Source organism: Brevundimonas sp. (assembly GCF_032017145.1).
Classification (GTDB): domain Bacteria; phylum Pseudomonadota; class Alphaproteobacteria; order Caulobacterales; family Caulobacteraceae; genus Brevundimonas.
This window is the reverse complement of the sequence record NZ_DALZQC010000115.1, coordinates 1-9,634: the sequence shown is the minus strand read 5'-3', so window position 1 is coordinate 9,634 and position 9,634 is coordinate 1. Positions and strand designations below refer to the sequence as shown.

The 9,634-nt window shown below is 63.9% G+C and carries 13 protein-coding genes; 8 read left to right on the top strand and 5 right to left on the bottom strand.

Annotation, left to right across the window (positions count from 1 at the left end):
• Together RTU05_RS15195 and RTU05_RS15190 are read right to left on the bottom strand one after the other, a co-directional pair.
• Positions 1-1,317, bottom strand: a 1,317-nt coding sequence (locus RTU05_RS15195) for a DEAD/DEAH box helicase (protein ID WP_409411637.1), incomplete at its 3' end; no start/stop codon positions are given.
• Positions 1,318-1,552: 235 nt separating this feature from the next.
• On the bottom strand, positions 1,553-1,696 hold the full coding sequence (locus RTU05_RS15190) for a hypothetical protein (protein WP_312599189.1): 144 nt from the start codon (positions 1,694-1,696) through the stop codon (positions 1,553-1,555).
• 36 nt (positions 1,697-1,732) lie between these two features.
• Between RTU05_RS15190 and RTU05_RS15185 the strand changes: the two genes are divergently transcribed.
• Entirely contained in the window at positions 1,733-2,155 is a 423-nt protein-coding gene (locus tag RTU05_RS15185; RefSeq protein ID WP_312599188.1) for a hypothetical protein, read from the top strand.
• A gap of 689 nt (positions 2,156-2,844) precedes the next feature.
• On the opposite strand, the gene RTU05_RS15180 is transcribed toward RTU05_RS15185, so the two are convergent.
• Both RTU05_RS15180 and RTU05_RS15175 read right to left on the bottom strand, forming a co-directional pair.
• On the bottom strand, positions 2,845-3,051 hold the full coding sequence (locus RTU05_RS15180; RefSeq protein WP_312599187.1) for a hypothetical protein: 207 nt from the start codon (positions 3,049-3,051) through the stop codon (positions 2,845-2,847).
• Between the two features lie 70 nt (positions 3,052-3,121).
• A complete protein-coding gene (locus RTU05_RS15175; RefSeq protein WP_313012527.1) occupies positions 3,122-3,346 on the bottom strand; it encodes a DUF2188 domain-containing protein in 225 nt (74 codons plus the stop codon).
• Positions 3,347-3,505: 159 nt separating this feature from the next.
• On the opposite strand from RTU05_RS15175, the gene RTU05_RS15170 reads away from it, so the two are divergent.
• Both RTU05_RS15170 and RTU05_RS15165 read left to right on the top strand, forming a co-directional pair.
• Positions 3,506-3,829 (top strand): helix-turn-helix transcriptional regulator, encoded by a 324-nt coding sequence (locus RTU05_RS15170; RefSeq protein WP_312599185.1) that lies wholly within the window; start codon positions 3,506-3,508, stop codon positions 3,827-3,829.
• Positions 3,829-4,365: an ImmA/IrrE family metallo-endopeptidase gene (locus tag RTU05_RS15165; RefSeq protein WP_312599184.1), complete on the top strand. Its 537-nt coding sequence runs from the start codon at positions 3,829-3,831 to the stop codon at positions 4,363-4,365. Before RTU05_RS15170 ends, RTU05_RS15165 begins: the two co-directional genes overlap by 1 nt.
• Before the next feature lie 21 nt (positions 4,366-4,386).
• Here the strand turns inward: RTU05_RS15165 and uvrB are convergent, their stop codons facing one another.
• Positions 4,387-6,729: an excinuclease ABC subunit UvrB gene (uvrB, locus tag RTU05_RS15160; protein WP_312599183.1), complete on the bottom strand. Its 2,343-nt coding sequence runs from the start codon at positions 6,727-6,729 to the stop codon at positions 4,387-4,389.
• A gap of 144 nt (positions 6,730-6,873) precedes the next feature.
• On the opposite strand from uvrB, the gene RTU05_RS15155 reads away from it, so the two are divergent.
• The 5 genes from RTU05_RS15155 to RTU05_RS15135 all read left to right on the top strand — a co-directional run.
• Entirely contained in the window at positions 6,874-7,209 is a 336-nt protein-coding gene (locus tag RTU05_RS15155) for a helix-turn-helix transcriptional regulator (RefSeq protein WP_312599182.1), read from the top strand.
• A 26-nt stretch (positions 7,210-7,235) separates the two neighbouring features.
• Positions 7,236-8,381, top strand: a complete 1,146-nt coding sequence (locus RTU05_RS15150) for a hypothetical protein (RefSeq protein ID WP_312599181.1) — start codon at positions 7,236-7,238, stop codon at positions 8,379-8,381.
• 37 nt (positions 8,382-8,418) lie between these two features.
• Entirely contained in the window at positions 8,419-9,120 is a 702-nt protein-coding gene (locus RTU05_RS15145; RefSeq protein WP_312599180.1) for a hypothetical protein, read from the top strand.
• Complete coding sequence (locus RTU05_RS15140; protein WP_312599179.1) at positions 9,113-9,322, top strand: helix-turn-helix domain-containing protein; 210 nt, start codon at positions 9,113-9,115, stop codon at positions 9,320-9,322. Before RTU05_RS15145 ends, RTU05_RS15140 begins: the two co-directional genes overlap by 8 nt.
• A gap of 58 nt (positions 9,323-9,380) precedes the next feature.
• The coding region (locus RTU05_RS15135) for an Ada metal-binding domain-containing protein (protein ID WP_312599190.1) at positions 9,381-9,634 on the top strand (254 nt) is incomplete at its 3' end.

Genomic DNA, 9,634 nt, shown 5'->3' with positions numbered 1-9,634 from the left:
AACGCCCTCGCGGTGCGGCGCGCGGTTGCGCCCGCCACGACCGCCACGGCCGCCTTCGTTGCGCTCGCCGCCTTCACGTTCCGGCATCGTCGCCTTCTTGGCCACGCCCGCCGACATGATGGAGGCGTCCAGAGCTGCCAGTTGCTTGTCGTTGCGACGGTCGGCGGCCGGGATCTTCTGGCGCGTGACCTTTTCGATGTCGCGCAGCAGCTTCATCTCGTCGCCCGCCACGAAGCTGACGGCCGTGCCGTCCTTGCCCGCGCGGGCCGTGCGGCCGATGCGGTGGACGTAGGATTCCGGCACGTGCGGCAGTTCGAAGTTCACGACGTGCGAGACGCCGTCCACGTCGATGCCGCGCGCGGCGATGTCAGTGGCGACCAGCACCCGCAGCTTGCCCTTCTTGAAGGCTTCCAGCGTGCGTTCACGTTGCGGCTGGGACTTGTTGCCATGGATCGCGCCGGCTTCGACGCCGCCGGTTTCCAGATAGGCCGCAACCTTGTCGGCGCCGTGCTTGGTCTTGGTGAAGACCAGGCAGCGCTTGTATTCCGGGTCGCTGAACATCTCGGTCAGCAGGGCGCGCTTCTTGCCCTGTTCGATATAGACGACCGACTGGCTGATGCGCTGGACGGTGGTGGATTGCGGCGTGACCTGGACCTTGACCGGGTCCTTCAGCAGTTCGCCCGCCAGCTTGCCGATCTCGGACGGCATGGTCGCCGAGAAGAACAGGTTCTGGCGCTTGGCTGGAATGCGGCTGACGATCTGACGGATCGGCTTGATGAAGCCCAGGTCCAGCATCTGGTCGGCCTCGTCCAGCACGAAGATCTCGGTCGAGGACAGGTCCAGGTTCTTCTGCTGGATGTGGTCCAGCAGGCGGCCGGGCGCGGCGATCAGGATGTCCAGACCCTGTTGCAGGGCGCGCTCCTGGGCGCCGTATTTCACGCCGCCGAAGATTACGGCGACCCGGAAGCCCAGGTGCGCGCCGTAAGCCTTGAAGCTGTCGCCGATCTGGGTGGCCAGCTCGCGCGTGGGGCTCAGGACCAGCACGCGCGTCGTGCGCGGCACGGGCGGGGTGCGGTTCTCAGCCAGACGATGCAGGATCGGCAGGGCGAAGGCGGCCGTCTTGCCGGTGCCGGTCTGGGCGATGCCCAACAGGTCCTTGCCGGCCATGACGTCGGGGATGGATTTCTCCTGGATCGGCGTGGGCTTGGTATAGCCGGTCGCGGCCAGGGCCTGGAGAAGGGCCTTGTTCAGGCCCATGGATTCGAAGGTGATGCTCACAGCAATGTCTTTCGCGTGCGGCAGAGCGCTTTCAGCCATGGCATGACGCCGTCGGGCCGCGCACCGCCAGTCCCGACGGAGCCTCGGAGAGGAGACCTGCGGGGTGGATCGGGCGCCGCCCCGCGTGTCCGGGCAGCGAATGGATATGAGGGGCCGGCGGCTGCTACAGTCAGGTCCGAAACGGACCCACACGCGCTGGAGACGCCGGAGATCGCGAGTGTGCGATGCGGCGCAAATGGGCGCTTATCGCCGATAAGTCAACCCGCCGCCCCGTTCAGGCGAGCCACCGCCGCGCCGCCTCGGGCAGGCCGTCGGGCAGGCCCAGCGCCTCGCGCCACGCCTCGGGCTCCAGCCGCGCCATCTCCCGATCCAGCCAGGGCAGGGGCTTCAACGTGCCGTCCGCCTCCGCGTCCTGCACGCCCAGGACTTCCCCCAGGCCCGCGCCCTGGCGGCCTTGGCCGAGACCTATCGCAAACTGGCCGACGGCGACGGGCGCGGACGCGCCGCCCGCCTGACGCTCAAGACCGCGCCCCTGCAACTGGTCTTCGACATCCTGACCAACCCCGACGAGGCCGAGCGTCGCTTCGCCATGAACACCAGCGACAAGAGCGACTGGGAACTGCGCGGCCACTACTGGCGGGAAAGGCAGAAGCTGGAGCGCGTCAACAATGAATGGGGCCACGCCCAACTGGCCCGCCGCGTCCAGCTGGACCGCCGCATCGCCGCGCTTGAGGCCCAGTTGCGCGAAGCCGGCCTCGACCCCGTCATCGAGCGCGAACGCGACCGCCGCATCTCCCAGGGCCTCGACCTCTACGTCGGCCGCCCGTGCGGGATCATCTCGCTGGAGGAATGGGAGAAGACGCTGGATGATTTGTGAGGGCTGATCCTTCTTCCCTTGCGGGAGAAGGTGGACCGCAGCGGCGGGTTAGGGGCTGGTTCAGCATCGGCAATCTGAACCGATGGACCCAGCGAAGATTATCCTCGAATCCGCTTCGCTCGAATGCAGGTGCCGGTCAGTTCGCCAGTGTGGCTATCCACATATGAGATTTCGAGAACCTTCGAATCATCAGGCGACCATCTGCAAACCGCAGTGTGTGTGTCGTCGATTGCGATGCTGTCCAATACTTGAACTCTGAACGGCTTGCCTTCAGCCAGTCCGATGACTTGGAGGATTTGGCAAGGTTGCCTGGTTCTTACTGAGCGGATGAATACCGGAAACCACTCTCTCCGCCATTTTGCTCGCGCTAGGCGAATAGGACGTTCGGGCACCTGTTTCTCACAGTTGTGCTTCAAGAATGATCCATCGCCGGCCGCGAGGAACCTTCCGCCTCGTGGAACGGGGACATAGAAAATGGGAAGTCCGCATTTGGGGCAACGCCGGGATCGTCTTTCAATCTGGGGCGGTCGTTCGCGCGCCGGTGCTAAATCGCCAAACAGAGATGCGTGCTCGACACGCCTAGGCGGTTGAGTGCCTGCGTGTCCCCCTCGAAAATTGCAGTCGCAATCTGGTGGATGGTTGAAACCATTGCAGGCCATCGCTGCCTCCGGCGCTGACGCGGTTTAAGATTAGTCCTGCCGTGCAGCGCCAATGCCAGCGCCGATGATGAGGCCAATCAGCGCCAGCGCGAACCAGCGAGTGATGACAGTGGTCGGCTGCGTCACAATCTCGTTGGCTAAGTCAATTTCCGACAGGAACGTAAATAGAGTGACCATGCCGGGAACGAAGATTGCTCCCAGAATTGCTTGACGTTGAATCCACTCTCGTTTCGACATCTCAACTACCTTTAGAAAAATGGACGGCCACGGTTCGATGACCGCCCTAAGTGAGTTCTTCGCTTGTCATTTAGCCGCGCGGCGGGAAGTCGTCGTTGCCGTAGCTGTCGCGTTCGCGGATCTGACCGTTGCGTCCGTGAATCAGTAGTTCGGATTCCTGATTGCGGGCGATTTCACGAGCCCGGGCGATTGCGGCGCTTTGGGTCTCGTAGACAGCCGTGGCCTTTTGGCCGCCAGCGCTTTTGACGGCCCAGCCATTGGCGTGAGGCACGACGTGTTGATTTCTTGAAGTCATATCGAGGTTTCCAGGCGCGAAAAGCCGCGCACCGCCTAAGTGCCCTCGATTCGCCGGAACGTCAACATTCCGAACAACTCAATGTCAGCATAGATGACATAACAAGCCGAAGGTCAGTCACGTTGACATTTATTAGGGAAGTCCATAGCTTTCGGGATCATGAAGAATCAGCAGCCTGCAAGTTTTTATGTCCTGCTGGGTCAACGAATTCGCAAATACCGCGAAGCTCGCGGGCTCACTCAGGAAGCTTTGGCCGAGAAGATAAACTTGGGTCGGACTTCAGTGACAAACATCGAAAAAGGCAATCAGCAAGTATTGGCGCATCAGCTGGCCATGTTTGTTGATGCTTTACAGGTGGACATCGATCTTCTCATGCCGTCTGGAGCAAGTATTGACGGCGATAAGGTCGTTAGCCTTATGCCTGATGAGGCGGACGAGCGCGAGCGTGATTGGGTTCGAGCACTAACGGGGCCGCAGCGCTGATGGCATTATCATCTACAAAAATTCGCCCTGTGGTCGCGAAACTGCTGGAGACACACAACGTAGTTTCGCCTGCTGTCCCTGTGGAGCGGATAGCGAAGCGTGAGGGAGTGATCCTAAAGTATCAGCCGTTCGAGGGTGAGTTGGCTGGCATGTTGGTAAATACAGGGGATCAGGTTGTCATTGGGGTTAACTCTCACCACCATGTTAACCGGCAAAGATTTACTATTGCTCATGAGTTAGGACATTATAAGCTTCACAGCAAAACGATGACAGGTGTCCATATTGATAGAGCGTTTAAGGTTCACCGACGGGATCAAGTCTCTACCCTTGCCATCGATGACAACGAAATAGAGGCAAATAGATTTGCGGCCGAGCTATTAATGCCGAAGTCAATGATAATGCATGATATCGAGCAGATGTTCGATATCGAAGATGCGCATGAACTCAGGGTGCTTGCGAAGAAGTATGAAGTTAGCCCCCTAGCTATGGCAAACCGAGTTAGTAACTTGCTACATCTACATAAAGTTTGGGGATAAGGGTGGGCGGGACTTCTTCTCCTACAGTCGCCCCTTCCTGAACCGCTCCTGCGCTTCCGCCGCCGCCTCGGCGCGCCAGCGTTTCGGCGCGGACTTGTCGACGGCTTCGCCGGCGCCGGTCAGGGCTTCGTTGGCGAACTCCAGGTCCATCAGCTTCATGCGCTTGATCTCGTCGCGCAGGCGGGCGGCTTCCTCGAACTCCAGGTTGGAGGCGGCCTCTCGCATGCGGCCTTCCAGATCGCGCAGGGCGGCCTGGAAGTTGGAGCCGACGAAGGGTTTGGAGGCCTCGGCCACGCCCGGCCGGGTCAGGCGGTCCAGTTCGCGCGACTCATAGGGGCTGTCCATGATCTCCTTGATGTCGCGCTTGACGCTTTCGGGCGTGATGCCGTGTTCGGTGTTGTAGGCGACCTGGCGTTCACGGCGGCGGTCCGTCTCGGCGATGGCGCGCTCCATCGAGCCGGTCATGCGGTCGGCGTACAGGATGACGCGGCCGTCCACGTTGCGCGCGGCGCGGCCGATGGTCTGGATCAGGCTGGTCTCTGAGCGCAGGAAGCCCTCCTTGTCCGCGTCCAGAATGGCGACCAGGCCGCATTCTGGGATGTCCAGCCCCTCGCGCAGCAGGTTGATGCCGATCAGGCAGTCGAACGTGCCCAGCCGCAGGTCGCGCAGGATCTCGATCCGCTCCAGCGTATCGACGTCGGAGTGCATGTAGCGGACGCGCACCCCCTGTTCGTGCATATATTCGGTCAGGTCCTCGGCCATCTTCTTGGTCAGGGTCGTGACCAGGCTGCGATAGCCGCGCGCCGTGGTGGCCTTGACCTCGTCGATGACGTCGTCGACCTGGTTGCGGGTCTTGCCGCTGACCGGGCGGATCTCGACCGGCGGGTCGATCAGGCCGGTGGGGCGGATCACCTGCTCCACGAAGACGCCGCCGGCGCGGTCCATCTCCCACGGGCCGGGGGTGGCGCTGACGTGGACCGTCTGGGGCCGCATGGCGTCCCATTCCTCGAACTTCAGCGGGCGGTTGTCGATGCAGGAGGGCAGGCGGAAGCCGTATTCCGCCAGCGTCGACTTGCGGCGATAGTCGCCTCGGAACATGCCGTTGATCTGGCCGATGGTGACGTGGCTTTCGTCCACGAACAGCAGGGCGTTGTCGGGGATGTATTCGAAGAAGGTGGGCGGCGGTTCGCCCGGCGCGCGGCCGGTCAGCCAGCGGCTGTAGTTCTCGATGCCGGCGCAGGAGCCGGTGGCCTCCATCATCTCCAGGTCGAAGCGGGTGCGTTGCTCCAGGCGCTGGGCCTCCAGCAGCTTGCCGTTCTCGACCATCCAGTCCAGCGTCTCCTTCAACTCCGCCTTGATGCCGTTGGTGGCCTGGTTCAGCGTCGGGCGCGGGGTGACATAGTGGCTGGCGGCATAGACGGTGATCTCGTTCAGGTCGGCGGTCTTCTTGCCCGTCAGGGGATCGAACTCCTGGATCGCCTCCAGCTCGTCCCCGAACAGGCTGATGCGCCAGGCCCGGTCCTCCAGGTGGACCGGGAAGATCTCGATCACATCCCCGCGCTTCCTGAACATGCCCCGGTCGAAATGCACGTCGTTGCGCTTGTACTGCAACGCGATCAGATCCGCCCGCAGCTTCGCCTCGTCGATCTGGTCCCCCACCTTCAGCGTGAAGGTCATGGCGGTATAGGTCTCAACCGACCCGATCCCGTAGATGCAGCTGACCGACGCCACCACGATCACATCGTCCCGCTCCAGTATCGCCCGCGTCGCCGAGTGGCGCATCCGATCGATCTGCTCGTTTATGCTTGAGTCCTTCTCGATGTAGGTGTCCGTGCGTGGAACATAGGCTTCAGGCTGATAGTAGTCGTAGTAACTTACAAAGTATTCGACTGCATTGTCCGGGAAGAAGGCCTTGAACTCAGAGTAGAGCTGCGCCGCGAGGGTCTTGTTCGGCGCCAGGATCAGGGCCGGGCGCTGCGTCTGTTCGATGACCTTGGCCATGGTGAAGGTCTTGCCCGAGCCGGTGACGCCCAGCAGCACCTGATCCCGGTCGCCGGCGTCGGCCTGGGCGACCAGTTCGGCGATGGCGGCAGGCTGGTCCCCGGCGGGGGTGTATTTGGTCTCCAGTCGGAACCTGCCGCCCTTCTTGGTCCCCTCGCGCGAGGGGCGGTGCGGCACCCAGTCGGCGGGGGCGGCGACCGGCTCCTCCGGCGTCAGGCGCGGGCCGGTCACGGGCGCGAACATCGGCATCTTTCCGGTATCGCGGATGAAGGCGGCCGACGCCTCCTGCACGCCCGGATTAGGGACGTGAACGGGTTTGGCGGGCTTGGCGGCGGCGGGCTTCGGCGTCGAAGAACGGTTCATGAACAGAACTTAGTGCGTGAGGGCGTGTCTCGCCATAGCGCGCCGCAGCGCGGGCGGTTTCGCCAGGAGACCGACTTGACTCCATCGTACAGTATGTCTCATACACTGTGTGACGCACACTATGTGACGCACGGAGGCTTTGGATTGAGCCAGAACGAAGATGCGCTGCTGTTCGAGAGCCTTCGGTTGGAGCTGCGGCGGGGGTCGCTGATCCTGGCTGTGCTGGCCAGCCTGAGGCGAGAGCAATACGGCTATTCGCTGCGGGTCGCCCTAGGCGAGGCAGGGATCGAGATGGAGGAAAGCACCCTCTATCCGCTGCTGCGCAGGCTGGAGAGCCAGGGGCTGCTCGACAGCGAATGGCGCGAGGAGGAACGGCGAAAGAAGCGGTTCTACCGCCTGTCGACGCGCGGCGAGACGATGCTGAAGCGACTGGCTGTGGAATGGCGGGGCCTGTCGGCCTCGCTGGAGGCGATGCTGTGAAAAACGGGACTGAAGGAGGGGCCGATATGGACCTGGTGGAACGCTATCTGAACGCCGTGGCGGCGCAGCTGCCCAAGGCCGTTCGGGAAGACATAGTCGCCGAGCTGCGCGACGAGATCATGGGGCGGCTGGAGGCGCTGGAGGCGCGGCTGGGGCGGCCGGCGACCGACGAAGAGGTCGAGGGGCTGTTGCGCGAGGTCGGTCATCCGCTGAGCGTCGCCGCACGCTATCGCCCAGGGCCCCAAGCGCTGATCGGGCCGACGCTTTATCCGTGGTGGCTGTTCGGGGCCAAGGTCGGGCTGGTGGTCATGGCCGGCGTCACCCTGGTCGGGTTGGCGGTGCGGGTGTTGGTCGGCGACATCCATGTGGGGCAGGCCGTCGGCCAGGCCTTCGCCAGCCTGTTCAGCGGCGCCGTCACCGTGGTCGGCCTTCTGACCATCGCCGGGTTCATTCTTGAACGGCAGGAGAAGAAGCCGGACTTCATCGCCAAATGGCGGGTCAAGGATCTGGGCGTGTTCGAACTGGGCGGCGACTTCGACGCCGAGCGCTGGACCAGCGAACGGATCGCCAAGGGCGAGTGGTTCAGCAGGGGGCGCGAACGCCCGTCGAAATCGGGCCGCGAGGTGCGCAAGGGTGCCCAGATGTCGCCGGTCGCCCGCGCTGCGGCCAGCGCCATCGGCTGGTCGGTCATGTTGTTGTGGTGGACCGGCCTGCTGCAGATCCGCCCGATCCAGCCCGAGGAATGGGCGGGCGTGGTCGACGGCGTGAACTATGGCCGCATCCTAGGTCAGATGTTCGCCGCCGCATACTGGCCCGTCATCCTGTTCGCCGTGTCGGATCGGGTTCGATCTGATGCGGGTGGTCTCGGGCGCGAATGCGCGTCTGACAGCGGCGGGCGACATCCTGTTCGGCCTGGCCGCCGCCTGGGGCGTGCTGTGGATCTGGTTCTGGTCGGCCTTGTCGCCGGTGATCTGGGTTGGAACGGCGACGGCGTTCTTCGAACGAATCCGCACCCTGATCGACCGCTCCGGCGGGCAGGAGGCCAGTCTGGCGACCATATTGATGGTGGTCGTGGTCTGGGCCTTCGCGGTGGAGGTGGCCCGTATCGTGCGGGCGGGTGCGCGCCTGGTGGTCGGAGACGACAAGACCGCTTGACGTCATGTAACCTATAGGTGATATGTAACCTCAGGGTGACTTCAAGAGGTTGCAATGGTGCAAAACGAATCGGACGGCGTGCGGCGGATGACGACGGTACGGGGGCCATGCTGGTGGAGCGGCGTCGCCATGGCCGTCATCGGAGCCATAGGGCTGATCGGCGGGACGGGTTTCGTCCTGCTGAACGGAACGGACGGCGATCAGGCGACGATCGCCGGGGTCGCGGCCGGCATGGGCTTGGGCTTGATCCTGGTGGGCGGGCTGGCGATGTGGTGGGGCCGACCTGGCCGTCCGGTCAATCCGGCCGCCAGCCGCGACGGCGCCCGCCGCGAAAAGCTGCAACGCGAGCGGACGCGCCAGCTGGTGCTGTTTCCTCTGGTCCTGCTTCTGTTCATGTTCCAGGCGCAGATGGGGATGCAGGGGGTGCTGGGCGGCGATCACAACGCGGGCGCCTATGTGCAGATCCTGCTGCCCATACTGTATGGCTGGCTGATCCCGGTGCTGGTCATGGGCTGGGACCTGCACGCCCGGCGCAACCGGCGCCTGCTGGAGGACGAGTTGACCCAGGTCATGCGGGCGAAGTCGATGATCCTGGCCTTCGTCGTCCTGATGGGCGGGGTGACCGTGGCGCTGGGCCTGGGTCTGTGGCGGGCCGACTATGGGGTGATGGCGCTGCCCTATGTGCTGGCGCTGGGCGGCGCCTCGGCGGGGCTGCGTTTCGCCTGGCTGGACCGCGAGGCCGGTCGCGATGGGTGATCCGCGCCTGGGCTCCAGGCTGAAGGACGTCCGCACCGCCGCCGGCCTGACGCAGCAGGGACTGGCCGACCTGGCCGGGGTGTCGCGCAAGACCATCAATACGGTCGAGAACGGCGTCTTCATTCCCTCCACCCTGCTGGCGCTGGACCTGGCGCGGGCGTTGGAAACCACGGTGGAGGCCCTGTTTTTCCTGAAGGACTGATCGATCCATGTCCGAAAACCGCGAGACATCGCGGGCTGGCGGGGGCATCCTCGACGTCATGGACATGGGGCTGGATCAGGACGCCTGCTGGCGGGCGGTGGTGGCGAGGGACGCCCGTTTCGACGGGCGGTTCTTCACCGGCGTCGTCTCGACCGGCATCTACTGCCGTCCGGTCTGCCCAGCGCGTACGCCCAAGCGAGAGAATGTGGTCTTTCACCCCACGGCGGCGGCGGCCGAGGCGTCGGGCCTTCGGGCCTGTCTGCGCTGCCGGCCCGAAACGGCGCCGGACTTCGCCGGCTGGCGGGGCGAGAC

Excerpts from the sequence above, each read along its gene's own strand:
- RTU05_RS15145 (WP_312599180.1), top strand. The coding sequence starts at position 8,419 with ATGGTGCAAAACGAATCGGACGGCGTGCGGCGGATGACGACGGTACGG.
- RTU05_RS15150 (WP_312599181.1), top strand. The coding sequence starts at position 7,236 with ATGGACCTGGTGGAACGCTATCTGAACGCCGTGGCGGCGCAGCTGCCC.
- RTU05_RS15175 (WP_313012527.1), bottom strand. The coding sequence starts at position 3,346 with ATGACTTCAAGAAATCAACACGTCGTGCCTCACGCCAATGGCTGGGCC.
- RTU05_RS15140 (WP_312599179.1), top strand. The coding sequence starts at position 9,113 with ATGGGTGATCCGCGCCTGGGCTCCAGGCTGAAGGACGTCCGCACCGCC.
- RTU05_RS15165 (WP_312599184.1), top strand. The coding sequence starts at position 3,829 with ATGGCATTATCATCTACAAAAATTCGCCCTGTGGTCGCGAAACTGCTG.
- uvrB (WP_312599183.1), bottom strand. The coding sequence starts at position 6,729 with ATGAACCGTTCTTCGACGCCGAAGCCCGCCGCCGCCAAGCCCGCCAAA.
- RTU05_RS15180 (WP_312599187.1), bottom strand. The coding sequence starts at position 3,051 with ATGTCGAAACGAGAGTGGATTCAACGTCAAGCAATTCTGGGAGCAATC.
- RTU05_RS15170 (WP_312599185.1), top strand. The coding sequence starts at position 3,506 with ATGAAGAATCAGCAGCCTGCAAGTTTTTATGTCCTGCTGGGTCAACGA.